The following is a 25765-nucleotide window of genomic DNA, read 5'->3' as shown; positions in this document are numbered from 1 at the left end:
ATGGCCGAAAAAGCGATCATCACCTGCGCGCTGACCGGCGTTCTCACCAATCCCGAACAGCATCCCGTCCCTGTAACGCCGGAAGAGATGGCGGCGGAAGCCAAACGCGCCTTCGACGCCGGTGCGACGATCATGCATGTGCATTACCGCCAACAGGAAGAGGGCAAAGGCCATCTGCCCACATGGGATCCGGCGATCTGCACCGAGATCAACGAGGCGATCCGCGCGGCGTGTCCCGGCGTCGTCATCAACATGACCACCGGCGTCATCGGTCAGGATTACGGTTATGTGCTCGATTATTTGCGCGTCTGCCGCCCGGAAATGGCGGCCTGCAACGCCGGCACGCTCAACTATTTGAAGACGCGCAGGGATGGCTCCTGGGCTTGGCCGCCCATGACCTTCGACAATCCCGTGTCGAAAGTGAAAGACTTCATCGACGTGATGAAGGAAGTCGGGATCATTCCCGAATTCGAATGTTTCGACATCGGCATCGTGCGTTCGGTGGGGCTTTATATGGAAAACGGCATGACCGATTACGCCGACTATAATTTCGTCATGGGCGTCGCCAGCGGCATGCCCGCGGACCCGGATCTCCTGCCGCTTCTCATCAAATATAAAAAGGAAGGCATGCCCTGGCAGGCGACGGTGATCGGCCGCGACGACGTGTGGGCCGTTCACGCCCGCGCGGCGGAGCTTGGCGGAAACTTACGCACCGGGCTCGAGGATTGTTTCTACCTGCCGGACGGCGAGAAAGCTTCCTCCAACGGTCAGATGATCGAGGCGCTGGCGGCGGCGGCGCGCGAGGCGGGGCGGGAGGTTACGACAGCGGCGGAAACCCGTGCTAGGCTTGGCCTCTCATGACGCCAAACCGGGGAGACGGGCATGAGCATCAATCTCTATCTGACCTTTGACGGCGACTGCGAAGAAGCCTTCGAGTTTTACAGATCGGTTCTCGGCGGCGAGTTCGCCGTTATGCAGCGCTTTTCCGACGGTCCGCCCGATATGGCGGGCGTCGCCGAGGGCGAAAAAGACCGCATCATGCATGTGACGCTCGCTTTCGCGGGCGGCGTTTTGCAGGGCTCCGATACGGCGCAAGGTCATGCCGGTCCGCTCGTCAAAGGCAATAATTTTTCGATTTGCTATTCGCCGCCGTCGCGCGCTGACGCCGACGCCGCTTTTGAAAAACTGAGCGAAGGCGGCGGCGTGACCATGCCGATGCAGGAGACCTTCTGGGGCTCTTATTTCGGCATGGCGACGGACCGGTTCGGCGTCCAGTGGATGATCAATTGCAGCCTTGACGACGGCGCGGCTGCGGCCTGATCACTCCGCCGCTTCGAGCTCGACTTGCGCTTCGGCGAGGAATTTCTCCGCTTCGAGCGCGGCCATGCAGCCCATGCCCGCCGCCGTCACGGCCTGGCGGTAAATGTCGTCGGTGACATCGCCCGCCGCATAGACGCCGGGGATCTCGGTCGCGGTCGAATCCGGTTTGGTGACGAGATAGCCGTGATCTTTCATGGCGAGCTTGCCGTCGAAGAGCTCTGTCGAGGGCTTGTGGCCGATGGCGATGAAGACGCCGTCGACCTTTACCTCTTGGGTCTCATCGGTCTTCATGTGTTTCAGGCGCGCGCCCGTCACGCCGAGCGGGTTTTCATCGCCGAGAATTTCATCGAGCGTGTGATCCCAGATCACCTCGATATTCTCTGTGTTGAAGAGGCGCTTTTGTAAAATCTTTTCCGCGCGCAATTCGTCACGGCGATGCACGAGCGTGACTTTTCTGGCGAGCCCCGCGAGATAAAGCGCTTCCTCGACCGCGGTGTTGCCGCCGCCGACCACCAGAACGTCTTTGCCGCGATAGAAGAACCCGTCGCAAGTGGCGCAGGCCGAAACGCCGAAGCCCTGAAACTTTTCTTCGGAAGGAAGGCCGAGCCATTTCGCCTGGGCGCCGGTGGCGATGACGAGGGCGTCGGCGACGTAAGTCTCGCCGCTGTCGCCGGTCAGAGTGAAGGGGCGCTTTGTCAGGTCCACATCGGTGATGAGGTCGTTGGCGAATTCCGTGCCCACATGTTCGGCCTGTTTTTGCATCTGCTCCATCAGCCAGGGGCCCTGAATCACATCGGCGAAACCGGGATAGTTCTCGACATCCGTGGTGATGGTCATCTGGCCGCCGGGCTGCAGCCCGTGAACGAGCAGGGGTTTGAGCCCTGCGCGCGCGGCGTAGATGGCGGCCGTCAGGCCGGCGGGCCCGGAGCCCAGAATCAACAAACGGGTCATTTTCATCAGACTTATCCTCGAAGTTCAGCCAAGGGGTCACTTAAGGCGCCTTCGCTTGATTTGCGAGACGTCAGCGGAAGCCACAAAGCCGTTAGCATTCTAACTGTTTTGTGAAAAGGGCGCGGCTATTCCATTCGAGAAAAGCGGGGCTTGCGGGGAGGAAGGCAAAATGGTAACAAATGTTACTAATTTCATGACCCCCGAATCGCCCGAAGGAGGCGCAAATGGCGCGCAAATGGATCACCCCGAGCCGGATAGAAGGCGACGCCTCGCGGCAGGCGCACGCCGACATGCCAGCCGGCACCTATGAGCGGGAAATCTCCAAGGAAGGCTTTTTCGGCCCCGCCGCCTTCATGCATCACAAGCGCCCGCCCACGGGCTGGGTGAATTTCGAGGGGCCCTTGCGTCCGCGCGCCTTCGATCTTGCGGCCATGAAAGGCGCCAGCGCCTCGCCTTGGGCCGCGCCCCGCATTCTTCACAATGGCGCGACGGAGCTGCGCTTCTGGAAGCTCGACGGGGCGATGCCCGCGCTCGCCCGCAATGGCGACGGCGACCAGCTTTTGTTCGTGCATGAAGGCGAGGGCGACCTTTTCTGCGATTACGGTCATCTCGCTTTCGAAGCGGGCGATTACATCATGCTGCCGCGCGGCACCATGTGGCGGCTCGCGCCAAAGGGGACGGCGTCGATCCTGATGATCGAGGCGACGAACAGCCATTACACATTGCCCGATAAAGGGATCCTCGGCCCTCATGCGATTTTCGATCCGGCGGTCATGGACGCGCCGAAAATCGACGACGCCTTCAAAGCGCATCAGGAAGAAGACGGCGAGACGCGGGTCGAAATCAAGAAACGCGGCGAGGTTTCGGTCGCCACCTATCCTTATAATCCCCTCGACGTCGTCGGCTGGCACGGCGAATTATCGCCGGTGCGTTTGAATGTGCGCGACATTCGCCCGCTTATGTCCCATCGCTACCATGTGCCGCCTTCAGCGCACACGACTTTCCTGTCGGACCGTTTCGTCGTCTGCACCTTCGCGCCGCGGCCTTTCGAGACCGATCCCGGCGCGCTGAAAGTGCCGTTCTTCCACAATAATGACGATTACGACGAGGTGCTTTTCTATCACGCGGGCGATTTCTTCAGCCGCGATAATATCGACGCCGGCATGATGACGTTTCATCCGTCGGGCTTTACGCATGGGCCGCATCCGAAAGCGCTGAAAAACATGCTGGAACAGAAAAAACCGGCGACGGACGAATACGCCGTGATGGTCGACACGCGCGATCCGCTCGATATCGGCGAAAGCGCAGGCGCAGTCGAGAACCCGGATTACGTCAATAGCTGGCGCACGCAGGACTGAGATGACGCGCACGCAACATCCAAATCCGGACTCGCTTTGCTGCGAATCCATGCAAGCCGCGCTTGAGTTGAACTGCACCGAGCATGACGATCCGTTCGACTGTCCGGACAGCCTCATCGCCTATAATGAAGGGCTGAACCAGTTCGCGCTGATCGTTCATGACGGCGGGCGCGACGTCATTCTCATCCGCTATTGCCCATGGTGCGGGACGAAACTCGCAGAAACCGAATAAGGGAAAAGACATGAAACTCGCATCTTTAAAAGGCGGCCGCGACGGACGGCTGGTCGTCGTGTCGAACGATCTGACGCGCTACACCGACGCCGCGCGCGTCGCGCCGACCCTGCAGGCGGCGCTCGACGACTGGGATAAATGCGAAGCCGGCTTGCGCGAATTGGCGCAAGGGCTGGAGACAGGGTCGGTTCCGGTCGAGCGTTTTCACGAACGCGAATGCGCCTCGCCCTTGCCGCGCGCCTATCAGTGGGCGGACGGCTCGGCCTATATCAATCATGTTGAGCTCGTCAGGAAAGCGCGCGGCGCGGAAGTGCCCGAAAGCTTTTACGAAGACCCGCTGATGTATCAGGGCGGCTCGGACTCCTTCCTCGGGCCGCGCGACGATATTGTCATGGCCCAGGACGAGGGCTGGGGCGTCGACATGGAGGCGGAGATCGCGGTCGTCACCGGCGACGTCCCCATGGGCGTGACGCCGGAAGAGGCGAAAGACCATATCCGGCTTATCATGCTGGTGAATGACGTTTCCCTGCGCGGCTTGATACCGGGCGAGCTCGCCAAGGGCTTCGGCTTCTTCCAGTCAAAACCCTCAAGCGCTTTCAGCCCGGTCGCGGTGACGCCGGACGCGCTGGGCGAGGCCTGGGACGGCGGCGCCGTCCACCTGCCGCTCTTGGTGCGCTATAATGGCGAACCTTTCGGCCAGGCGAACGCCGGCAAGGATTTGACCTTCAATTTCCCGCAATTGATCGCCCATGCGGCGAAAACGCGCCCCTTAAGCGCCGGGACCATCATCGGTTCGGGCACGGTGTCGAACAAACTCGACGGCGGGCCGGGCAAGGCGATCGCGGAAGGCGGCGACGGCTATTCCTGCATCGCCGAAATCCGCATGATCGAGACAATCTATGAGGGCGAAGCTAAGACCCCGTTCATGAAATTCGGCGATACTGTCGAGATCAAGATGAAGGACGGGGAGGGGCGCTCGATCTTTGGAGCGATTTCTCAGACGGTGGCGAAATACGAACGAAAATAGTATGGCTTGCGGCGTATTGTGAAATTGTAAAAAGAGTGCGCCCCTTGTCCCGCCTAATCCTGTTGTCCGCCGGCCTTGCCGCCGCCTCGTCGCTGACGCCTGTTTTGGCTGAAGACGCGATTGTCGTTACGGCCGAGCGCCGCGAACAGGCGCTCTCCGAAGCGCCGCTCAGCATCAGCGTGCTGCCGTCTGAAGAACTGAGACTCATCGACGCCGATCATATTGCCGAGGCGCTTTCCCGCGTGCCGGGCGTATCGCTCAACCGCGGCTCCGGCGCGGAGCACCTGACGGCGATCCGCTCCCCGGTGCTCACCGGCGGGGCGGGCGCGGGCTCTTTTCTGTTTCTCGAAAATGGGGTGCCGATCCGTTCGGCGGGCTTTGCGAACATCAACGGCCTTTTCGACGCCCATTATGAACTCGCTGACCGCATCGAAGTGATACGCGGGCCCTCCGGCGCGCTTTACGGCGCCAACGCCATTCACGGCGTCGTCAATGTGATCGCGCCGGCGCCGTCGGAGGATTTTTCGGTTTTCGGGGAAGTCTTCGGCGACACCCAGGACCGCTACAAATTCAAAGGCAGCGTTTCGGGGAGGCAAGGCGCCAACGGCTTTTACGCCGGCGCTTCGGCGACGACGGAAGCGGGCTACCGCGAAGACGCCGGGCTCGACCAGCAAAAGCTCACCTTGCGTCATGTTTATGACGATGGCGGCGTCAGCATCGATACGATCTTTTCCTTCGACAATCTCGAACAGGAAACGGCCGGCTATATTTTCGGGCAGGCGGCGCTGAATGACAAGCGCATCCGCAAGACCAACGATTTTCCGCAGGCTTTTCGCGACGCCAAATCGGCGCGGCTGCAATCGACCATTTCGTTCGATGCGGGCGAGGCGACGCGCGTGCAGATCACGCCATACGCCCGCTGGAACGACATGGATTTCCTGCAGCACTTCCTGCCGTCGAATTCACTGGAGGAAAACGGGCATTGGAGCGTCGGCGTGCAAAGCGCCGTCTATCATGACGCCGGTTCTTTATCGCTGATCGCCGGGATCGATGCGGAATATACGGATGGTTTTCTTTCCGAATTCCAGTCTGCGCCCCGGATCTTTTCGTTCACGCAAGGCCAGCATTACGATTACGACGTCAAAGCCGTGAATGCGTCCGGTTTCGTGCAGGCCGAGTATGCGCTGAGCCCCCGCACGACCGCGACTGCAGGCGTGCGCGTTGACGGCACGATCTATGACTACAACAACAAGACGGATAACGGCATTGTCGGGCGTTTCCTGCGTCTGCCGGATCAGACCGACAAATTCGTCACGGCGAGTCCGAAATTCTCCCTGCGTCATGAGCTGAGCGACGAGGCTTCCGTCTATGTGAGCTACGCCCGCGGCGCCCGTCCGCCCCAGACGACCGATCTTTACCGCCTGCAGATCAACCAGACGGGCGATCAGGCGCGGCCTGAGACAATCGACTCGGTCGAGCTCGGCGTGAGGGCGGGGCTCGGCGAGCAGGTCGATCTCGAACTCGCCGGCTTTTTCATGGACAAGAATAATTTCTTCTTCCGCGACGCCGACGGCTTTAACGTCGCCGACGGCAAGACCCGCCATGTGGGCGTCGAGGCGAATGTGCGCATCGCTTTGCATGAAACGCTAATGCTTTCGAGCGCCGTCACTTATGCGAAACACACCTACCGGTTTGACCGCAATCCTGACGATACGCCCGGCGTCGTCAGCGAAAACATTTCCTTCGGCGACGATGTGGACACCGCGCCGCGGGTCATGGCCAATACGCGGCTTCTCTGGCGTCCAGTCGAGCGCGTCAGCGCGGAAGCCGAATGGGTCTCCATGGGGTCTTATTTCACCGATGCGGCAAATGATCACAAATATGGCGGCCACAATCTTTTGAACCTGCGCGCCGAAGCGGCCCTCACCGAAGAGCTCGCGGCGTTCGTCACCGTGCGGAATGTCACGGACGAGCTTTACGCCGAGCGGGCCGACTACGCTTTCGGCAATGACCGCTACTTCCCCGGCGAGACGCGCACCTTCGGCTTCGGTCTGCGTTACCGCCATTAACGGGCTGCGCATGCCGGCAAGGCTTTTCCCGCCGCGTTGAACCGTCTACCCTGTCCGGAAAAGGGAGGCGGCATGCCGAGTTTGCGGGCGAGACTGTTCAACTGGTTTATGAGAGCGACATTCCGCTCGAAGCCTATTCACCTGATAGACGGGAAGACCTTGCGCGACGGGGCGGACGCCCTGGCGCCGAAACATCCGCCTGAGGGCGTGACGCGCGAGGTCCTAGAAGGCCCGGTGAAAGGCGAATGGCACCGCGCGGAAAACGCCGAAGCCGGACGCACGGTGCTGTATCTCCATGGCGGCGGCTATGTGTTCGGCTCGCCGAAATCCCACAGCGCCTTCACCTACGCGCTGGCCAAAGCGGCGCGGGCGGAAATCTTCTCTCTTGATTACCGGATGGCGCCGGAGCATCTCTTTCCGGCGGCCGTCGACGACGCGGTGGAGGCTTATGAATGGCTCCTGTCGCAGGGACGCGACCCGGGCGAAATGGTTGTCGGCGGCGATTCCGCGGGCGGCGGTTTGGCCCTGGCGCTGCTCTTGTCGATCAAGGCGCGGGGATTGCCCATGCCGGCGGGCGCGCTGCTTCTCTCGCCCTGGACGGATCTTGCGACCACCGGCGCCTCGCTCGATGAGAATGAAAAATCAGACGCCATGTTCAAGAAGGTCTATATCGTCGAAGGCGCCAAGCGCTATCTCGGCGAGGCGGACCCGAAAGCGCCGCTGGCTTCGCCGCTTTATGGCGATCTCGCGGGATTGCCCCCCATGCTGATTTTTGCGAGCGAGAGCGAAGTCCTGCGTGATGATTCCACAAGGCTCAAGGAAAAGCTCGATAAAGCGGACGTGCAGGCGACGCTCATGATGGAAAAAGGCCTTATCCATGTCTGGCCGATCTTTCCGGGACGTTTTCCCGAAGCCATGAAGGCGATTCGCGAAGCCGCCGCCTTCATTGAAGAGAGCACGAAGGCGGAGGCTGCCTAATGCGCAGCGACATGGCGAAGCTCGTCATTGCGATCATTCTCGACCTTGTCGATTTCACGGTCGGCCGCATTCCGGGCGCTGAAATCTTTGTGGATGCAGGACTTGGCGTCGCTGCAATCGGACTCTTTGGCTGGCCGGGGCTCTTTGCTTTCTGGGAGCTTGCCGACCCGACAGGCCAGATTGACGGTTTTGTTCCGACCCTGACGATGATTGCGATCAGTCAGATGGGCAAGAATAAAAACAAACGCCCGCGCGAGGAATAATCCCGGCGCGGGCGCGAAGCGCGGTCAAAATGTTGCTTTACGGATTATTTTACGGACGGCCCGGTCCATAGGAACGGAACTCGCCGTTTTCCCACCATGTGTCTCCATATTGCGGGTCGACATAGTAGTACCGGCCGGCGCGTTGGTCGTAATAGCGCCTGTCGCCGTTCCGGGCGCGGTTCCAGCATTCGTTCGAGCGTTCGCAACCGGTGATCGCGCCGCCGACGGCGCCGGCGGCCGCGCCATAGGCGGCATTGCGTTCGGCCGTGCCGGATTGCGTGCAGGCGGAAACCAGCATCAAACCGCTGACAGCGGAAGAAAGAAGAAGTCTCATGGGGTTTGCTCCCTATTTGCCGCTCCGTTTTACGTTTTACGGAGCGCGTGTAGGCCGGAAACACGCAAGGTTGTGGCGGCGTTCCGGACCTTGCCAAATGGCAATGCTGCAACGGCAAACGGCCCGCGCCGTGAGGAGCAGGCCGTTTGCTTACGCAACTTAAAGTCGTGATTTAGTAGCGGCGGCGCGGCGGGTTCGGGCCATAGTTGCGGAACGAGCCGTCTTCCCAGTAGGTGTCGCCATATTCCGGGTCTTCGTAATAGTAACGGCCGGAATAGCGGTCATAGCGGCGATAGCCATTGTCGCGGGCGCGGCCCCAGCAGGTGCCGGCGCGCGAGCAGCCTTCATAGGCGCCCAGCGCCGCGCCGACGAGCGCGCCATAGGCTGCGCCTTTGCCGGGGCGGCCGGCGAACACTTCGCCGGCGACCGCGCCGCCAGCCGCGCCCAGCATCGCGCCCGTCAGCGCGCCTTCGCCGGTGGACTGGCAGCCCGTCACGGCGAGCATCAGCGCGCCGGAAGCCATGATCAGATTCTTCATAATCCCTCTCCTTCGCATGGGGGTATGCGTGAAATTCTTTTTGCTACTCAACCACATGCGGACCCTGCCGCTTCGTCTTGCCCAAGATTAACCTTCGGCAAGGCGAGAATGAGGCGGAGAGAGGGCGGGCTCTGCCTAAATCGGCCTATCTGCATCACGCTCTTGCGAGCCCGCCGGAATGTCATAGGGTCCTCACAAACCCGGCGGGCGAATTTCGCCCGGCGAATCAAAGGAGGCGGCCATGGGCGCCGAAGCGTCAAAAGCGATTTTTCTGAAACAGTTTCCAGCCGGCATGCCCGGGGAAAGCGATTTCGTCGAAAAAGAGATCGAGGTTCCGGCGCCGGAGCCGGGCGAAATGCTTTGCCGCACGGTGTGGATGTCGGTCGATCCTTACATGCGCGGGCGCATGCGGCCCGATGTCAAAAGCTATATCCCGCCTTTCACGCTCGACAAGCCGCTCGAGGGCGGCGCGGTGTCCGAAGTCGTCGAATCGAACATCGAAGGCTATGCGCCCGGCGATTATGTGGTCGATTTTCTCGGCGGCTGGAAACAATATTACGTCTCAAAGGGGGAGCGCACGCAAAAGGTCGACCCCAACATGGCGCCGCTCTCGGCCTATCTCGGCGTTCTCGGCATGCCGGGCCTCACCGCCTGGTCGGGCCTGACGCAAATTCTCAAACCGAAAGAAGGCGAGACCTTGTTTGTTTCGGGCGCGGCCGGCGCCGTGGGCTCCGTTGTCTGTCAGCTCGGCAAGGCCAAAGGCTGCCGGGTTATCGGCTCGGCCGGATCGAAAGCCAAATGCGACTGGCTTGAAAAGGAAGCGGGCGTCGACGTCGCGCTCAATTACAAGGATTACAAAAACGCCGGCGAGCTCACCAAGGCGCTTGCCGAAGCCGCGCCCAAGGGCGTCGACTGCTATTTCGAAAATGTCGGCGGCATGCATCTCGAAGCGGCCCTGAACTGCATCGCGCTCGGCGGGCGCATGGCCTGGTGCGGGATGATCGCCAGCTATAATAATCAGGAGCCGGAGCCCGGCCCGCCCAATCTCATCAATGTCGTCGGACGCGGCGTCATGATCCGCGGCTTTATCGTCTCGGAATTCATGGACAAGGCCATGGAATTCGCCATGGAGGTCGCGCCGCTCCTCGCGCAGGGCAAGATCAAGTTCAACGAGTCCGTCTATGACGGGCTCGCCAAGGCGCCGGAAGCCTTTATCGGCCTTTTCAAGGGCGAGAATTTCGGCAAGGCGGTGGTGCGCGTCGGGCCGGACAAGCTTTAAAAGGCAAGTTCGCCGCTAAGGCGCGTTCACGGCATGAGGCGCGGTTTTGCGCGCGGGCGCGGGCGGTGCTAGTTTTTGAAAAAACACCGGAGGCTTCGTTCCATGAAACATGTTTTGGCTTTCGCCGCCGCGCTTTCCGTCGTGGCCTGCGCCGCCGTCGGTCCGGCGGCTTACGGTCCGGCGGACACCAAAGGCTTCGGCTATGAAGAAACGCGGATCGAAACGGACCGCTACCGCATCACTTATGGCGGCTCCGGGGATATGCCGCCGGAACAGGTCGAAGATTACGCGCGCCTGCGCGCCGCCGAACTGGCGCTGGCGAACGGCTATGACTGGTTCCGCGTTATCGGCCGCGACATTTCCGGCGAGCAGCGCGGCGGCGTCGGCATCGGCGCGGGCGTCGGCGGCGGATCCTACGGGCGCTCGACCGGCGTCGGCGTCGGGGTCGGCGGCGATCTCGGCACGGTCGGCGGGCGCGATTATTTCACCGTGCGCCTTGAAGTTCTGATGGGCGAGGGCGAGCCGCCCGAAGACGGCGATTATTTCGATGCGCGCCAGGTCGTCGACTCTATTGCGCCGGTTGCGGAGTAGGCGGCATGGACTGGCAGTCGCTGCGCCGCGTCATCACCGATAACAGCAAGGAAGGCCGCTCGCGTGTCTTGATCGACGGCGCCGCGGCGAAGCTGATCGCAGTGGAAGAGGCGGGGCTCGCCGAAATCTGGTCGGCGGGGCTGGAAGAGGGAAAGCTTCTCGACGCGACAGACAGGCTGGCGGAGGCGGACTTGAAACTCGAACCCGATCCGGGCTCGGTGAAAGTGCGCTGGTTCTCCGTCGCGCCGGAAGACGCGTCGAAATCGGCTGAAGAGCTCGATGCGGCGGCGGCTTTCGCCTTCAACGCCGTTGGCGCGGCCCATTGCCGGGTCGATACGGCGCGCCATCCGATGATGCACAAGACCGCTTCGCTTGACGTCATCGTGCTTGTGAAAGGCGAGGTGGATTTGTTGCTTGATGACGGCGAGGCGACGGCCCTGAAACCGGGCGACGTCGTCATTCAGCGCGCCACAAATCACGGCTGGGTCAATCGCGGAGAGGAAACCGCGCTCCTCGTCGCCGTTCTGATCCACGCCGATTAGACCGTTCGCCATGACCGATCCGATGGAGCTTTTTCGTCGCGGTGATTTCGCCGCCGCCGCTGAAGCGCTGCTGCCGCTTTATCGGCAAAATATGCGCAACAGCATGCTGGCGCTTTTTACCGGCGGGGCGCTTTTAAAATCGGGCCGCAAGGAAGAGGCCGTGGCCGTCTGGTCGCTGGGCGATGAAGCGGGTCCCGTCGTGCGCGGCGCGCGACGGGACCAAAAGGCGCCGCCAGGAGTGCGCGCGTTGTCTACGGAAGCCGATCGGGCGCTGCGCGATTATCTGACGGCGCTGCATGCGAAAGCCGCAGAAGAATGCGACGGCGATGTCGCCCGGGTTAAAAACGCCGTCTGGACGCAAACCCACAATCAGCCGTTCCAGTTTCTGACCGACGCGCAGGCGCCGACGATTTTTTACATGCCCGACCTGCCGGCGGCGCCGGTGACGCCGAAAGACGCTTTTGACTGGGCGGCGGGGCTGGAGGCGGCGGGGCCGGCCATCGCCGCGGAATACGCCGCTGCGCTCGAGCGCAAAGTTCAACAAACGCCTTATGTGCCGGCGGGCACGCCTTCGCCGCAATGGGCGAAACTGCGCGGCACGCTGGACTGGTCGGCGCTGCATCTTTTCGACAAGACGAAACGCACGGCCATCGCCGATCTTTTTCCAAAGACGCTTGAGGCGCTTGAAAAGGTCGGTCTTGTCCGCATCGACGGCGTGCCGGTCGAAGCGTTTTTCTCGCGGTTGAAGCCGGGCGCGCATATACCGCCCCATTTCGGGCTCACAAATGCGCGGCTTACGGTTCATCTGCCGCTGATCGTGCCGGAGGATTGCGCGATCCGTGTCGCGGACAAGAACTATCACTGGACCGAGAACGAAATCATTGCGTTCGATGACAGTTATCGCCATGAGGCGTGGAATCATGCGCGGACCGATCGCGTGGTGCTGATTTTCGAATGCTATCATCCCGATCTTTCCGCCGATGAACGCCGCGCCATCGAACATACATGGGCTGCGCGTCAGCATTGGATAAAAAACCGGGTGAAGATCGCCGGCGCCGCTTAGATGAAGCGCTGATGAGGATTAGAGATGACCGAAGAAAACCTCGCCGCCGCGTTCAACGAGAACAACACCCCTTTCGCGAAAATGATGGGCGTGAAGATGACGCTGGTCACAAAAGAGCGTCTCGAAGGCGAGCTTGAAGTGACGGCCGATCATTGCACCATGCCCGCAACGCTTCATGGCGGCGCGATGATGGCGATGGCGGACAATATGGGCGGCATCGGCGCCTTCATGAACATGGCCCCGGGCTCCATGACGACGACCGTTGAAAGCAAGACGAATTTTCTGCGCGCCATACCGCAAGGCCAGACGGCGAAGGCGGTGACGACGCCGGTGCATCTCGGCCGCACGCTGCAGGTCTGGAAGACCGAGATTTTCCGTGAAGACGGCAAGCTGGCCGCCGTGGTGACCCAGACCCAGATGATAAGACCGGCGAAAGACGGCTAGCCGGCGTTTTTTTGCGCCAGGATTTCCGCCAAAAGCTTGAACTGCTCGACGCTCAATTCTTCGGCGCGCTGGGTTTCTTTCACGCCCGCCTGCTCCAGCGCCGCGGCGAGCCCGTCGCCGAAGACGGCTTTCAAACTCGAGCGCAACATCTTGCGCCGCTGGGAAAAGGCGGCTTGCGTGACTTTTTCAAGCGCTGGGAGATGCGCGAAAGGCGCGCGCGCCGGTTCGAACAAGACAACGGTGGATTCGACTTTCGGCGGCGGCGTGAAAGCGCGCGCCGGCAGGTTGAAGGCGCGCGACGGGCGGGACGCCGCCTGCGCCATCACCGATAGACGTCCATAGGTTTTCGAGCCCGGCGCGGCGAGAATGCGGTCGGCGACTTCCTTTTGAAACATCAGCGCCATGACCGACCAGAGCGCGGGCCCTGCTTTCAGCCATTTGATCAGGAGTTCGGTCGAAATGTTGTAGGGCAGGTTGGCGACGATCTTTACCGGCGCATGCGCGGCCGCAAGCGCCATCTCGTCGGCGGCGAGAGCGTCGGCTTCGACGATCTCAAGACGGTTGTCAAAAGCCGCGGCGACGTCGCCAAGCGCTTCGATGCAGCGATGATCGCGCTCGATGGCGATGACATGGGCCCCGGTTTCAAGCAGCGCGCGGGTGAGGCCGCCGGGACCCGGCCCGATTTCAAGCGCCGTATCGCCTTCGCCGACGCTGGCGGCGCGGGCGATCTTGCGCGTCATATTGAGGTCGAGCAGGAAATGCTGGCCGAGAGATTTTTTTGCGCCGAGCCCGTATTGCTCGATCACGTCGCGCAGGGGCGGCAAGCGGGTCATCGGGCGCGGCTCGCGGTCCGTCTTTCGACCATAGCGGCGGCGAGCCGGATGGCGGCGATGAGGCTGTCGGCGCGCGCCTTGCCTTTCCCCGCAATGTCGAGCGCCGTGCCGTGATCGGGCGAGGTTCGCACGATGGGGAGCCCTAAGGTCACATTCACCGCCTCATGAAAGGCGAGGGTCTTCGCCGGGATCAGCGCCTGGTCGTGGAGCATGCAGAGCGCGGCGTCATACGTTTCGCGCGCTTCGGCATGAAACATAGTGTCGGCGGGCAGCGGCCCGCGCGCGTCGATCCCGGCGGCTTTCAACGCTTCGACGGCGGGCGCGATGATCGCATCGTCTTCCTTGCCGAGCGCGCCGCCTTCGCCGGCGTGGGGGTTCAAGCCCGAAACCGCGAGGCGCGGCTTTTCGATCCCGAAATCATGATGCAACGCTTCGGCCGTAACATGCGCAGCCTTTTCAATCAGCTCGGCGGTCAGGAAATTCGCCGCCGACACCACCGATTGGTGGATGGTGACGGGAACGGTTTTCAATTGAGGTCCGGCGAGCATCATCACCGGGCCGCGCGTTCTTCCGGCCGGCATCGGCGCGGCGGCCGTGAGGTCCGCCAGAAACTCCGTATGCCCCGGAAATTTGAACCCCGCAGCCATCAGCGAGGATTTCTGGATCGGATTGGTGACGACGCCCGAGGCTTCGCCGGAAAGCGAAAGAGCGACGGCGCGTTCAATGCTCTCGATCACCGCCGGCGCATTTTCCGGCGAGGCGTCGCCGGGCTTTGCGGCGACTTTGCTGTTGAGCGCCATCACCGGCAAGGCCGAAGCAAAGGTCGCTGCGACGTCGCCCGGGTTTTCGATCTGCGCGATGTCGCCCGCCGCGAACAGGGCCGGATCGGCGGTCAGAAAGAACACCGGCCCTTCGTCGCGCAAGACGCGCCAGGCGGCGCGGGCGATCTCCGGGCCGACGCCGCCGGGCTCGCCCATGCTCAAGGCCAGCGGGGCGGGGGCAAGCGACGCTGTCATCGCGATCTTATCCGTTCGGCTGCTGGAAGTTTTCTATGCGGACGTCGACCATGGATTCGCGTTCGATATCGCGCAGATATTGCTGGCTGATCCGGCCGAGCTGGCGCGAGTAAATGCGGTTTTCAATGGCGTCGCGGGAGGGAAGGCCAAGGCCTTCGTCCTTGTCGCAAACATAGACGGAGTGATAGGCGCCGTCCGCCTCTATGACGATCGACTGCTCTTCGCGGTCGAGGTCTTCGACAAAGGTGCGGAAGCGCTCGTCGATCTGGTCGAGCGTCACGTTTTCGAGGAGGCTGTAGCCGACGCCCGGGCCGAGATCGATGCGCAGGGCCCGTCCCGCACAGATTTCCGCCGTGCTGATTTTTTCGAGCGCCGCATGCGCCTGAGCGTTGCCGAGAGATGCGTCGGCGGAGGCATAGGCGAGGGTGAAGCTCGGTTCGCCCTTCACGACCGCCGGGCGCTTGTCGCGCACGGCGAGGATCATGAATGCGCCTTCGGAGGGGATGGGATTGGTGACGGACCCGGCCGGCAGTTCGCGAATGGCGCTGTCGAGTTCCGGAGCAAGCTCGCCGGCGCGCACCCAGCCGAGATCGCCGCCCACCGCCGCGGTCGTGCAGGCGGAGAATTGCTGCGCGACGACGGCGAAGGGAACGCCGCGGCGCATCTGCTCGATGAGCTGCATGCCGCCCTGGTAATATTGCTGGGCCTGCGACGGGTTGTCGACGGGGATGCAGATTTCCGAAACGAGGAACTGTTCCTTGCTGGCGTCTTCGCGCATGCGTTCGAGCGTATTGTCGATTTCATCTTCATTGACGCGCACCCGGTCGCGGTAGCGGCCCTGAACGAGTTGCGGCCAGGCGATCTGGGCTTTGATTTGCTGTTTCAGCGAGTTGACGGAGATGCCCGCGCCTTCCAGCGTCTGGATCAACTGGTCCGCGGTGAGATTGGACTGCGCCGCCATGACGGACAATTCGTCCATGACTTCGGCGTCGCTGATCTCCATGTCGAATTCTTTGGTTTCCTGCAGCTTCAGGCGCTCCTCGATCAAGTCGCGCAGAGCCTGCGCCTGGAGCTGAGGCAGCGCATCCTGCGGAATTTGTCCGCCCGACGAAATCAGCATCAGCTTGATGCGCTGGCGCAGATCGAAGGTGGTGACGACGGCGTCGTTAACCACGGCGGCCACCGCGCTCGACGGCACGCCGGAGCGCTCGATCACTTGGTCGCTGGTCAGCCCTTCCGGTGAGGTTTCCTGTTGCGCGAATGCCTGAGAAAAGCAGGCCAGCATGCTGCAAGCTACTGTACTAATTATGGAAAATCGCATGTGCTCAGGTTTTTCCTGTTTCTTGCCGCCACGCCCCGCTATGGGGAAAATAGACAGAATTGCCAGCCGTGCAAGCGCTCAATCTACCAGGGATTTCAAGGTGAAGGTGAGCAGGACGGCGTTATCCGGCCTTAAATTGCTGGTGCGGGTGCGGTCCCGGCGATAGGTGATGCCGAAAGTGGAGCATTCATCTTCATAGCCGATGATGAAATCCTGCCGGATCGTGCGGTCGCTTTCGAGGTCGAGCCGCCAGGCGCCGCCCACGGACCAGTGATCGGTGATCTTGACCGTGCCGCGCGCCGTCAGCTCTTCGCGGCGCACGAGGTTGTTGGCGATATTTTCTTCATTGAGGCGCACATAGCTCAAATTCGCCCGGAAGCGTTTGTCTCTGTAGAAGGCGATCGATTCCGCCCGTTGAAGGGAGCCGGTGTCGTTGTCGATCCGGAAACGGTTTTCGACGCCGGCGTTGGAGCCGAGCCTGACATTCAGCGATCCCACAATATCCGACTGCTTTTCGCCGAGCCCGGATGAGAAATCGAAGGCGTTGGTTTGCTGCAGGCGGTATTGCTGCCCGATCGATCCTTCGACCGAGACGCCGTTGGGAAAGACGGCGGAAGCGGTGACGCCTGCATTCACCCGTTGACCGTCCTCGAAGGCGTCATAGCCGGTCGCCTTGTTGAAATCGAACAGGCCGGCATAGTCGAACTCGATGCTTTGGGAATCTTCGTTGATGATGTCGGCGGCGTTGCGGTTCTCCATGCTGGCGACAAGCTGCACGCGCGGCTCGATGAACAGCCGCGTTTCGCCGATTGTCCGGGTCAGCGGATAAGACCACTCCAGCCCCGCCGTGGGGGCGAAGCGCGCCGTAACGTCGTTCGTCTCTTCTGTTGAAAACCCGGGGAAGTCGTTGGCGCAGGCGTTGTTCGGATCGGTGCAGATCTCCGTGCCGAGATCGAGATCCCGATAGGCGAAAATATCGCCGCGCGCCTTGGCGAAAATGTTGAAGCGATGGCCGCTCCTGGTGATGATGTCGCGCTCCCATTCGCCGGAGAGGGTGAAACGGTTGGAATCGAGCCCTTCGGTCCGGTAAAGCGAAGCCATGTTCGCTTTCAGCGCGGCCTTGCCGCCGGCGACTTTCCGATCGAATTCGTGTTTGAAATCAACCAGCGGCAGCACATAGGGGATGGTGTCTGAATCGTCGCGCGCGCGCAGGCCCTGGAACAGGTAAGCGTCCATGATGAGCTGCGACTTGCCCGGCGTCCACGCGACGCGCGCATTTGAACGAAGCTGGTTGGTTTTTCCGCGGTCGAGTTCCTGTCTGAGATCGCCCCGGCGCTCCACATCGTACTGACGCAGATAATCTTTGTCGGAAACCCGTTCGAAGTCGTAAGAGACGCGCCAGTTGTCGCCGAAATCGCGATACCCCCGCCCGAACATGTGCCAGCGCACGCCGGGAACGTCATCTTCCTGTTCGTTTTGATTGTCGTAATTGATGACGCCGCCGGACAGGACGTGATAGCCCTCGCGCCCGCGCCGGCGCCATTCTCCCTGCCACAGGACGCCGTCTTTGGCGGTGAATTTCGGGAAGAAAGTCGCGTCCTGGTGGTTCGAGATCGCTAAGTAATAAGGCAGCTCGATATTGAAACCGAGACGGCTTGAGGCGCCGATATCGGGCGGCAGAAAACCGGACTGGCGTTCGACGGACGGGTCGGGCACCTGCAGGTAAGGCGCATAGAGTATGGGCACGCCTTTTATTTCGAGGAAGGCGTGATGGAAGCGCACGACCTTGCGCTCCCGGTCCCGGGTCACCCGCAGCGACTTGATGCGCCAGGTCGGGGTTTTCGGATCGCCGTCGTCGTCGCAGACATTGCACGAGGTGTAGACCGCGCGGCTCAGCTTCGTCTTGGCGCCGCGTTCGCGGATTGCGCTGTCGGCGGCGAGGCGCGCATTGTCTTCAAGCAGGGCGCTGAAATTCTCGGCGATGCCGTCGCGCAAATCGCCGGAGAGCTCCACCCGTCCGGCGAAGGCCGTTTCCATATTGGCGTCTGTAATCGAGACATTGCCTTCGGCGATGACGATATCGGTGGCGGGATTGTAGATGAGCTTGTCGGCGTGAAGGTAACGTTCGCCGAAATAGGCCTTGACGTCGCCCTCGGCTACGATGGGCCCGCCTTCATATTCGCGGGTGACCGTATCCGCTTCGAAAAGGACCTGCTCGGGCTCGTCGTCTTCGGCGCTCGTCCCGGCCGGCGCGCGGTCTTGCGCATAGGCCGCCAAGCCAACGCCGCCGGCCGCCCCCGCCAGCACCGTGGTCATCAGCAGGCGCGCTATAAGGCGGTTACAGGTCGACACAGGAAAGGAGCCCTTCGGCGGCGCGAATCATGACGGTTGGTAATGGGCTAGAGTTATATGAGGCCGTCAGCGAGGTCCAGACGAGGCGGCGGGTCCCGTAAAGGGCGGCGCGGGGGCCTAGCCGTCTTCGAAATGCAGGAGCGCCGTCACGGCGGCGAGACTGGCGACGACCGCCGGGATCCAGGCGGCCAGCGCTTCGGGCGCCAGCCCTGATTCGCCCATGGCGGTGGATATCTCGGACAGAATGTAAAGGGCGAAACCGGCGAACACCGAGACGATCCCGAGCCGCATGGCGCCGCCGGAACGCACGGGCCGCATGGAGAAGGCGGCGGCGATCAGCACCATGGCGAGCAGCTTCAGGGGCGTCGAACAAAGATCGTGGAAGCGCATATTGTATCGCACGGTGGGAACGCCCGCCGCCTCGGCGAGAAGGATGAACCGCGGCAGCTGCCAGATCGACAGCGTTTCCGGCGCCGTCACGCGTTCGCGCAGATTTGCGGCGCTGAGCGACGTGCGCACGGCGTAGATCGGCGTGTAAGTGCTTTGATCGTTGTCGGGCGAGCGCAGTTTGGCGTCATGCAGCTCCAGCGTGCGGCCGGACAGAAAAGCCTCGGCGGCGTCGATGCGCTCTAAAAGCACGCTCTCGGAATTGAAACGCCAGAGCGTCACCTTTTCGAGCGCGGCGCGCTCGTCGTCATAGTTCGATGCGTTGATGATCAATTGACCGTCGGCGTTGCGCTGGCGCAGCCAGATGCCGTCGCCGAAAATCCGCACCAGGTTGTGCTCGCTGTCCTGTTTGCGCTGTTTCAGGCTTTCGGCCTGCGCATAGAGGTTTGAGGAAAGCGGATCGAGGGTCGTGATGATGACGACGCCGGAAAGCGCGGCGATGAGCGCGGCCGGGGCGAGCAGGCGCCAGACCGAAAGGCCGGCCGAGCGCATGACCGAAATTTCCGACCTCTTGTTCAACTGATAGAACATCCAGATCGAGCCAAAGAGAAAGACAAACGGGATAAGCATCTGCGTCAATGACGGTGCCCTCAAAAGGGTGGTGCTCACGGCGAGCCCGAATCCGGTGTCCGGCACTTTTGACGCAAAGCGCAGATTTTCGATGAAATCGATCAGCAGCACGAGGGCCGAAAGAATCGCGAAAAGGCTGCCCACGGCGATCAGCGTGCGCCAGGCGATATATTGAAAAAGCGTTCCCGGGGGCATCAGACGGCCCCTTCTGCGGCGCGCCGGCCCCGGAAGCGGCGGGAGGGCGGCGGGGCGAGAAGCAGAAAAGCCGCGGCGCCGGTTGCGGCCATGGGCGGGGCGTAGACCATCCAGTAAGCGCCGGTCTCGCCGGCTGCGCCTTGCGCCACATAGCCGATGACGCGAAGCGCGAAGATGGACGTTCCGGCGACGGCGACGCGAATGAAATAGCTGCGCCGCGTATAGGCGCCGCCGATCAGCGCATAGAGGCCGATCAGCACATAGGCGAAAGCGTAGATTGGCGAGGCGAGGCGCGAATGACCTTCCGCGACGAGCTTCTTTGCATTCGCGCGGTCATAAGGCTCCGACATATCGGGGTTTAAAAGCTCGCCGAGATAGCGCTCGGTCATTTCAAGCTGCAATTCGCCGGCGCCGTCCTGCAGCGTCGACAGGTTGATCGCCCAGTCGTCGAAACGGATGATTTCTACGTCGCCTGTATAATCCGCGATGCTTTGCCGGCTGCCATTGCTTAAAAGCAGGAGGGGGCCTGCATCGGTCTCCTGTATGATGGCGCGCTGCGCCATGTAGGTCGTGCGGTCTTCGGCGTTGCGGTAGTCATTGATCAACAGGCCGACAAACTGCCCGCCCGGGCGCACCTCGTCCACATAAACAGTGAAGCCGTCGCCGGCGTCGACGAATTCGCCGCTCCTCAGAAGCGAGCTTGCGAAGTCGGCGCGGATATTGGCGACCTTCTGTTTCATCACCCGGTAGGTGCGCGGCATTAAATCGACATTCACATAGAGCGTCGTCAGCGCCGCCAGCGCCGTGATCGCCAGCAAGGGGGCGGCGAGGCGCGCGCGGCTCACCCCGGCGGCGAACATAACGGCGATTTCACTGTCGGAATGCAGCCGGTAGAGCGTGTAAACGACGGCGCCGAACAGTGCGAACGGAATGATCACGGCGAGGAGGCTGGGGATGATCAGAAGGCTCAGATAGAGAAAGACGCCGAGGCCTTGCCCGTGCTCCACGATGATTTCGATGCGCTGCAGGCTCTGCGTCATCCAGACAATGGTGGTGACGGCCAGGAGTATGAGGGACAGAGGGACGACGCATTGGCGCAGGATATATTTGTCCAGGCTCTTCACGGAATGGCGTCTTCCCTTATTGCGCGACGCCGTTAGAGTAGCGCCGCCAAAACCGCCCCCGGCCTAGCACGATCCGGCCCGGCGCTGGAAGCGCCCGAAAAGCCGGCCCGCAAGGCCGGAGTAAGACACGAAAAGAGGACTTTCATGCAAATTAACTTTTCCGCAGCCGCCCTCCCGAAAAGCGGCGCGATCATCATGCCCGTTTTCGAAGACGGCGCGAAGCCGAAAGCTTATGACGACCTCGACAAGGCGACGGACGGCGCTGTCGCGCGCGCGGTGAAGGCGGCGGACTTCAAGGCCAAGAAAGGCAAGATGCTTGATATTGTCGCGCCGGCGGGGCTCGGAAACAGCCGCATCCTGCTGGTCGGCGCGGGACCGTCGAAGGATTTCACCGCGCTCGACGCCGAGGCGCTGGGCGGAAACGCCGCCGGCAAGCTGCTCGCGGGCCGCGACAAGAGCGCGGCGATCGCGCTGTCCGGGCTTTCGATCAAGAAACCGGCCGCCGACGAGCTTGCCGCGCGCATCGCGCTTGGCGCGCGGATGAAGGCGTACCGGTTCGACAAATACCGCACCAAGGAAAAGAAAGAGGACAAGCCGGTTCTCAATAAAGTCACGATTGCGACGTCTTCGACAAAAGCCAAAGACGTCTACGCCGATTACGAAAAGATCGGCGACGGCGTGTTCCTGACGCGCGATCTCGTCTCGGAGCCGGCGAACATCCTTTATCCGGAAAGCTTCGCCAAGCGCTGTCAGGAGCTCGCGGATCTTGGCGTCAAGGTGACGGTGCTCACCGAAGCGCAGATGAAAAAGCTCGGCATGGGCTCGCTGCTCGGCGTTGCGCAAGGCTCGTCCCGTCCGCCCAAGCTCGTCGCCATGGAATGGATGGGCGGCAAGAAGGGCGATGCGCCCGTCGCTTTCGTGGGCAAGGGCGTCACCTTCGATACCGGCGGCATCTCGCTGAAGCCCGCCGGCGGCATGGAGGACATGAAATGGGACATGGGCGGCGCCGGCGCGGTGACGGGCGCCATGGCCGCGATCGCAGGGCGTAAGGCGAAAGCCAATGTCATCGGCGTCGTCGGGCTTGTTGAGAACATGCCGGACGGCAACGCCCAGCGCCCGGGCGACGTCGTCAAATCCATGTCGGGCCAGACCATCGAGGTCTTGAACACCGACGCGGAAGGCCGTCTCGTCCTCGCCGACGCCCTGTGGTGGACGCAGGAAACTTACAAGCCGAAAACCGTGATCGATCTGGCGACGCTCACCGGCGCCATCATCGTTTCTCTCGCCAACGAGTTCGGCGGCATGTTCACCAAGGACGACAAGCTTGCAAAGGCGCTGGATGCGGCGAGCGAGACGAGCGGCGACAAGCTGTGGCGCATGCCGCTCACCAAAGCCCATGACGAGATGATCAAGTCCGAAATCGCCGACATGCAGAATATCGGCGGCAAGGGCGGCGGCTCGTCGACGGCGGCGGCGTTCCTCGGCCGCTTCATCAAGGATGACGTTTCCTGGGCGCATCTCGACATCGCCGGCATGGCGTGGTCGACGAAAGACAAGCCGACCTGCCCGAAAGGCGGGACCGGCTTCGGCGTGCGCCTGCTCGACGAATATGTGCGCGCCAACTGCGAAGGCTGAAACGGCGGAGGCCGGGCATGAAAATCATCAGCGTTATCGTTCTCGTTTTGCTGATCGCCGGCGCCGGCGCATTTTTCATGCTCGCCCTGAAATCGAAAAGCGGCGCCTCGCCGGGCCTCGTCGAGGGCCGGCTGGCGCCCTGTCCGTCCTCGCCCAATTGCGTTTCAAGCGAGGCGGGCGCGCCGGAAAGCCACAAAACGGCGCCGCTGCCGCTTGAGGCCTGGGACAAAATCCCGGACGCGATCGAGCGTCAGGGCGGGCGCATCGTCGATGTGCGCGAGGGCTATGTCGCGGCGGAGTTTTCGTCGCCGCTCATGGGCTTTGTGGACGATGTGGAATTCCGCAAGGCTGAGACGCAAGTTCATATCCGCTCCGCCTCGCGCGTTGGCTATGGCGATATGGGCGCCAACCGGAAACGCGTTGAGAAATTGCGGGCGGCCTTGAAGGAATAGATCATGGCGAGTTTCTTTAAAGCGTTGACGGACGAACAGATTGCGTTCATCGAACGCCAGCCCATGTTCTTCGTCGCAACCGCTGCGGCGGATGGGCGTATTAATCTGTCGCCCAAGGGTCTCGACAGTTTTCGCGTGTTTTCGCCGACGGCTTGCGCATTTTTGAATCTCACCGGCAGCGGCAATGAAACCGACGCGCATCTCAAACGTGACGGGCGCATCACCGTCATGTTCAACAGCTATGAGAAGAAACCGCTGATCCTGCGTCTTTACGGGCGCGGACGCTGTGCGCCGCGCGGCTCTGCTGCGTTCGAGCAATCGAAATCGCTTTTTCCTGCCAACACCGGCGCGCGGCAGGTGGTTTTCATCGATATTGAAAGCGTTCAGACAAGCTGCGGTTTCGCCGTGCCAGAGATGAAGCTTGTGCGTCAGCGCCCGATCCTGACACAATGGACTGAGGCGAAAGGGCCGGATGGAATCGCCGATTATTGGCGCGAGAAGAACATGAAAAGCATCGACGGTTTCGAAACGGCGCTGTCGGAGCAGGTCGAATGACCGAAGTGATGTTTTACCATCTCGAACGCGGACGGCTTGAAGACGTCTTGCCGGGGCTTCTTGAAAAGACGCTGGAGCGCGGCTGGAAGGCGGTGGTGCGCGCCGGTTCGCGCGAGCGCGTCGAGGCGCTCGACACCTATCTGTGGACCTATCGCGAAGAGTCCTTCCTGCCGCACGCCGCGGCGGGGGAGGGAGAGGGCCAGCCAGTCTGGCTCACCGAAGGCGAGGACGTTCCGAACCATGCGGATATTCTGTTCCTCACCGACAACGCAAAAGCCAAAGCCGACTCTCTTGGCGGCTTTACGCGCTGCGTGACGATTTTCGACGGCCGCGACGAGGATGCGCTGGCCGATGCGCGGGGCTTCTGGAAAGAGGCGAAGGCGGCGGGCCACGACGTCGCTTACTGGAAACAGTCGCCCGAAGGGCGCTGGGAAAAGCAGAACTAAAGTCATGGACCAGGCGACGCTGGATCATTTTCGCGCGAAGCTCGAAGCGCGCCGGGAGGAGCTGCAAAGTCTCTCCGCGGGCGCAAAGGACTCGCGCAAACCTGTCGAACTCGATCAGCAATCGGTCGGGCGCCTGTCGCGCCAAGACGCCTTGCAACAGCAAGCCATGGCCAATGCGCAGGAGGCGCGCCGGATCGGCGAACTGCGTCGGATAGAGGCGGCGCTCGCGCGCATCGAAGACGGCGAATATGGCTATTGCGCCGAATGCGGCGAGGAAATTGCGCCGAAACGCCTTGAGATCGATTTGACGGCGACGCGCTGTGCGCCCTGCGCCGGCAAGGGTTAGGCGTTAAAAACGAGAAAACCGATATAGGCGGCGTAGCAGACGGCGAGAAGCGCGCCTTCCCAGCGTTCGATACGGCTGCGCGTAAAGGCGAAGAGGATCAGCGCCGCCGTCGCCGCGAGCATCACCCAGTTGTCGAAACGCACGATGGCCGGCGGCGCCGCCACAGGATGAATGAGCGCCGTCGCGCCGAGAATGCCGAGACTGTTGTAGATATTCGAGCCGACGACATTGCCGAGCGCGAGGCCGCTCTTGCCGCGCAGGCTGGCGACGACCGAGGTGACGAGTTCGGGCAGCGACGTGCCCACCGCCACTATGGTGAGGCCGATGAGCGTTTCGGAGACGGAAAGCGCGGTCGCGACTTCGATAGCGCCTGAGACGAGCAGCTTCGCGCCGAAAGCGAGCAAGGCGAGGCCGGCGAGACTGAGCGCAATGGAAGGCAGGACGGCGCCAGGCGTTTCATGGGGGATGTCGAGAAGGCCTTTGTCGGCGGCGCGCTTTTCGGTGATGTAAGCGAGCGCCAGATAGGCGGCGAGACCGGCGAGAAAGACGCCGCCGGCAATGCGGCCGAATTCGCCGGTGAGGGCGACGCCGATCATGGCGAGCGTCGCCAGCGCGAGGGCGGGCGCGTCCCGGCGCAAACCGTCGGATTGTACGGCGATGGGCGCGATCAGCGCCGATGCCCCGAGGATCAAAAGAATGTTGGCGATGTTCGAGCCGACCACATTGCCCACGGCGACGCCGGGCGAGCCCGCGAAGGCGGCGGCGAGGCTGGAGACGAGTTCCGGTGAGGAGGTGCCAAAGCCGACCAGGGTGATGCCGATCAACAACTCCGACAGGCCGAAGCGGCGCGCCAGCGCCGAGGCGCCCCTGACCAGCGCCTCCGCCCCAATGGTGAGGAGGACAAGGCCCGCGATAATGGAAAGCCAGATCATTTAAAAAAGCGCCCCTTGTGAATAAGCGAGGCATGTAAGAGGTTTAAGGCCCTGCGCCAGAGGCGAAGAAGGCCGTAGGGGAATTATTTTTCAGGAATTGTGCCGGGGGCCGCGCGGCCTATTTTTGTTTCAGGCGTTCTTCTTCGTACTGGATGCCCCAGCCGATGATGAGCCGCCACAGCGCCTCGGCCATTTCGGCGGGCATGCCGGCGGTCTCGGCGCGCGCGCGAACCTTTTCGATGACGTCCTGATTGCGCCAGGGCACCGACGCCTCGTCGGGCGACCGTTTGAAAACCCAGGCTCGGTCCACATAGGTCCAGCGCTCGGCGAGAAGATCGACCAGCGCCTGATCGACCCGGTCGATCTCGGCCCGCACTTCGTCCATGCTCTGGCAGTCTTCGGCTTTTTTCATGCCTTCGATCCTCTTTCGCGGCCCGCGCGCTCAAAACGAGCGATCGCTCCTTAGCTTGGCGCATTCCGGCGCGCAAGCTAGCATGGCGCGGGGCGAGTGAGCGAGGCGAATATGTATAAGAATTGGGTGACCTTTTTGCT

The 25765-nt window shown here is 62.0% G+C and carries 29 protein-coding genes; 18 read left to right on the top strand and 11 right to left on the bottom strand.

Translation table 11 applies throughout. The features are described 5' to 3' along the window. Positions 1–861 (top strand): beta-keto acid cleavage family enzyme, encoded by an 861-nt coding sequence (locus tag CW354_RS03130; protein ID WP_104828596.1) that lies wholly within the window; start codon positions 1–3, stop codon positions 859–861. A 21-nt stretch (positions 862–882) separates the two neighbouring features. Further along, the gene (locus tag CW354_RS03125; RefSeq protein WP_104828595.1) at positions 883–1320 is read left to right on the top strand and encodes a VOC family protein; all 438 of its coding nucleotides are present in this window, start codon (positions 883–885) and stop codon (positions 1318–1320) included. On the opposite strand, the gene trxB is transcribed toward CW354_RS03125, so the two are convergent. Beyond that, positions 1321–2277, bottom strand: a complete 957-nt coding sequence (trxB, locus tag CW354_RS03120) for a thioredoxin-disulfide reductase (RefSeq protein WP_104828594.1) — start codon at positions 2275–2277, stop codon at positions 1321–1323. Positions 2278–2495: 218 nt separating this feature from the next. Between trxB and CW354_RS03115 the strand changes: the two genes are divergently transcribed. The 6 genes from CW354_RS03115 (at position 2496) to CW354_RS03090 (ending at position 8198) form a co-directional block, all read left to right on the top strand. After that, entirely contained in the window at positions 2496–3629 is a 1134-nt protein-coding gene (locus CW354_RS03115) for a homogentisate 1,2-dioxygenase (protein WP_104828593.1), read from the top strand. Between the two features lies 1 nt (position 3630). After that, the gene (locus tag CW354_RS03110; RefSeq protein ID WP_104828592.1) at positions 3631–3861 is read left to right on the top strand and encodes a DUF6980 family protein; all 231 of its coding nucleotides are present in this window, start codon (positions 3631–3633) and stop codon (positions 3859–3861) included. Positions 3862–3871: 10 nt separating this feature from the next. Next, positions 3872–4888, top strand: a complete 1017-nt coding sequence (locus CW354_RS03105; RefSeq protein WP_104828591.1) for a fumarylacetoacetate hydrolase family protein — start codon at positions 3872–3874, stop codon at positions 4886–4888. Between the two features lie 44 nt (positions 4889–4932). Further along, the gene (locus CW354_RS03100) at positions 4933–6957 is read left to right on the top strand and encodes a TonB-dependent receptor (RefSeq protein ID WP_165793493.1); all 2025 of its coding nucleotides are present in this window, start codon (positions 4933–4935) and stop codon (positions 6955–6957) included. Positions 6958–7029: 72 nt separating this feature from the next. Beyond that, positions 7030–7935: an alpha/beta hydrolase gene (locus CW354_RS03095; RefSeq protein ID WP_104828589.1), complete on the top strand. Its 906-nt coding sequence runs from the start codon at positions 7030–7032 to the stop codon at positions 7933–7935. 11 nt (positions 7936–7946) lie between these two features. After that, positions 7947–8198, top strand: coding sequence for a hypothetical protein (locus CW354_RS03090; protein ID WP_133162147.1), 252 nt, complete (start codon positions 7947–7949; stop codon positions 8196–8198). Positions 8199–8247: 49 nt separating this feature from the next. Here CW354_RS03090 and CW354_RS03085 read toward each other — a convergent pair whose 3' ends face one another. Then, a complete protein-coding gene (locus CW354_RS03085) occupies positions 8248–8532 on the bottom strand; it encodes a YMGG-like glycine zipper-containing protein (RefSeq protein WP_104828587.1) in 285 nt (94 codons plus the stop codon). Between the two features lie 172 nt (positions 8533–8704). Next, positions 8705–9070, bottom strand: a complete 366-nt coding sequence (locus CW354_RS03080; protein WP_207764640.1) for a YMGG-like glycine zipper-containing protein — start codon at positions 9068–9070, stop codon at positions 8705–8707. A 241-nt stretch (positions 9071–9311) separates the two neighbouring features. On the opposite strand from CW354_RS03080, the gene CW354_RS03075 reads away from it, so the two are divergent. The 5 genes from CW354_RS03075 to CW354_RS03055 all read left to right on the top strand — a co-directional run bounded on the left by CW354_RS03075 (position 9312) and on the right by CW354_RS03055 (position 12989). After that, positions 9312–10349: an NADP-dependent oxidoreductase gene (locus tag CW354_RS03075; RefSeq protein WP_104828586.1), complete on the top strand. Its 1038-nt coding sequence runs from the start codon at positions 9312–9314 to the stop codon at positions 10347–10349. Positions 10350–10451: 102 nt separating this feature from the next. Then, positions 10452–10940, top strand: coding sequence for a CC0125/CC1285 family lipoprotein (locus CW354_RS03070; RefSeq protein WP_104828585.1), 489 nt, complete (start codon positions 10452–10454; stop codon positions 10938–10940). A gap of 5 nt (positions 10941–10945) precedes the next feature. Further along, positions 10946–11482, top strand: coding sequence for a cupin domain-containing protein (locus CW354_RS03065; protein ID WP_104828584.1), 537 nt, complete (start codon positions 10946–10948; stop codon positions 11480–11482). A gap of 10 nt (positions 11483–11492) precedes the next feature. Further along, a complete protein-coding gene (locus tag CW354_RS03060; protein WP_104828583.1) occupies positions 11493–12545 on the top strand; it encodes an aspartyl/asparaginyl beta-hydroxylase domain-containing protein in 1053 nt (350 codons plus the stop codon). A gap of 24 nt (positions 12546–12569) precedes the next feature. Further along, positions 12570–12989, top strand: a complete 420-nt coding sequence (locus CW354_RS03055) for a PaaI family thioesterase (RefSeq protein ID WP_104828582.1) — start codon at positions 12570–12572, stop codon at positions 12987–12989. Here CW354_RS03055 and rsmA read toward each other — a convergent pair. The 6 genes from rsmA to CW354_RS03025 form a co-directional block, all read right to left on the bottom strand. Next, the gene (rsmA, locus tag CW354_RS03050) at positions 12986–13822 is read right to left on the bottom strand and encodes a 16S rRNA (adenine(1518)-N(6)/adenine(1519)-N(6))-dimethyltransferase RsmA (RefSeq protein WP_104828581.1); all 837 of its coding nucleotides are present in this window, start codon (positions 13820–13822) and stop codon (positions 12986–12988) included. The two genes, CW354_RS03055 and rsmA, sit on opposite strands and share 4 nt — an antisense overlap. After that, on the bottom strand, positions 13819–14838 hold the full coding sequence (gene pdxA, locus CW354_RS03045; RefSeq protein WP_104828580.1) for a 4-hydroxythreonine-4-phosphate dehydrogenase PdxA: 1020 nt from the start codon (positions 14836–14838) through the stop codon (positions 13819–13821). The genes rsmA and pdxA overlap by 4 nt, the downstream gene beginning before the upstream one ends. A 7-nt stretch (positions 14839–14845) precedes the next feature. After that, positions 14846–16123, bottom strand: a complete 1278-nt coding sequence (locus tag CW354_RS03040) for a peptidylprolyl isomerase (RefSeq protein WP_165793492.1) — start codon at positions 16121–16123, stop codon at positions 14846–14848. 114 nt (positions 16124–16237) lie between these two features. Further along, on the bottom strand, positions 16238–18511 hold the full coding sequence (locus tag CW354_RS03035; RefSeq protein ID WP_104828578.1) for an LPS-assembly protein LptD: 2274 nt from the start codon (positions 18509–18511) through the stop codon (positions 16238–16240). Positions 18512–18628: 117 nt separating this feature from the next. Further along, positions 18629–19723 carry an LPS export ABC transporter permease LptG gene (lptG, locus tag CW354_RS03030; RefSeq protein WP_104828577.1) on the bottom strand — a complete coding sequence of 365 codons (1095 nt, stop codon included), beginning with the start codon at positions 19721–19723 and terminating at the stop codon, positions 18629–18631. Then, positions 19723–20847: an LptF/LptG family permease gene (locus CW354_RS03025; protein WP_104828576.1), complete on the bottom strand. Its 1125-nt coding sequence runs from the start codon at positions 20845–20847 to the stop codon at positions 19723–19725. Before CW354_RS03025 ends, lptG begins: the two co-directional genes overlap by 1 nt. A 144-nt stretch (positions 20848–20991) precedes the next feature. On the opposite strand from CW354_RS03025, the gene CW354_RS03020 reads away from it, so the two are divergent. From CW354_RS03020 to CW354_RS03000, 5 genes are read left to right on the top strand one after another with little or no spacing between them, the layout of a single operon-like run. Next, positions 20992–22482 carry a leucyl aminopeptidase gene (locus CW354_RS03020; protein WP_104828575.1) on the top strand — a complete coding sequence of 497 codons (1491 nt, stop codon included), beginning with the start codon at positions 20992–20994 and terminating at the stop codon, positions 22480–22482. 17 nt (positions 22483–22499) lie between these two features. Further along, complete coding sequence (locus tag CW354_RS03015) at positions 22500–22934, top strand: DUF1499 domain-containing protein (RefSeq protein WP_207764639.1); 435 nt, start codon at positions 22500–22502, stop codon at positions 22932–22934. Between the two features lie 3 nt (positions 22935–22937). Then, a complete protein-coding gene (locus tag CW354_RS03010) occupies positions 22938–23489 on the top strand; it encodes a pyridoxamine 5'-phosphate oxidase family protein (RefSeq protein WP_104828574.1) in 552 nt (183 codons plus the stop codon). Beyond that, positions 23486–23935: a DNA polymerase III subunit chi gene (locus CW354_RS03005; protein ID WP_104828573.1), complete on the top strand. Its 450-nt coding sequence runs from the start codon at positions 23486–23488 to the stop codon at positions 23933–23935. The genes CW354_RS03010 and CW354_RS03005 overlap by 4 nt, the downstream gene beginning before the upstream one ends. Before the next feature lie 4 nt (positions 23936–23939). Continuing rightward, positions 23940–24281 carry a TraR/DksA family transcriptional regulator gene (locus tag CW354_RS03000; protein ID WP_104828572.1) on the top strand — a complete coding sequence of 114 codons (342 nt, stop codon included), beginning with the start codon at positions 23940–23942 and terminating at the stop codon, positions 24279–24281. Here CW354_RS03000 and CW354_RS02995 read toward each other — a convergent pair. Both CW354_RS02995 and CW354_RS02990 read right to left on the bottom strand, forming a co-directional pair. Then, positions 24278–25213, bottom strand: a complete 936-nt coding sequence (locus CW354_RS02995; protein WP_104828571.1) for a calcium/sodium antiporter — start codon at positions 25211–25213, stop codon at positions 24278–24280. The genes CW354_RS03000 and CW354_RS02995 overlap by 4 nt on opposite strands. A gap of 118 nt (positions 25214–25331) precedes the next feature. Next, the gene (locus tag CW354_RS02990) at positions 25332–25625 is read right to left on the bottom strand and encodes a chorismate mutase (protein ID WP_104828570.1); all 294 of its coding nucleotides are present in this window, start codon (positions 25623–25625) and stop codon (positions 25332–25334) included. Between the last annotated feature and the right edge of the window lie 140 nt (positions 25626–25765).

The organism is Hyphococcus luteus, assembly GCF_002943565.1.
In the GTDB taxonomy this organism is placed as follows: Bacteria; Pseudomonadota; Alphaproteobacteria; order Caulobacterales; family Parvularculaceae; genus Hyphococcus; species Hyphococcus luteus.
Note: the sequence above shows the minus strand (reverse complement) of the source record. Positions and strands in the feature narration are given on the sequence as shown.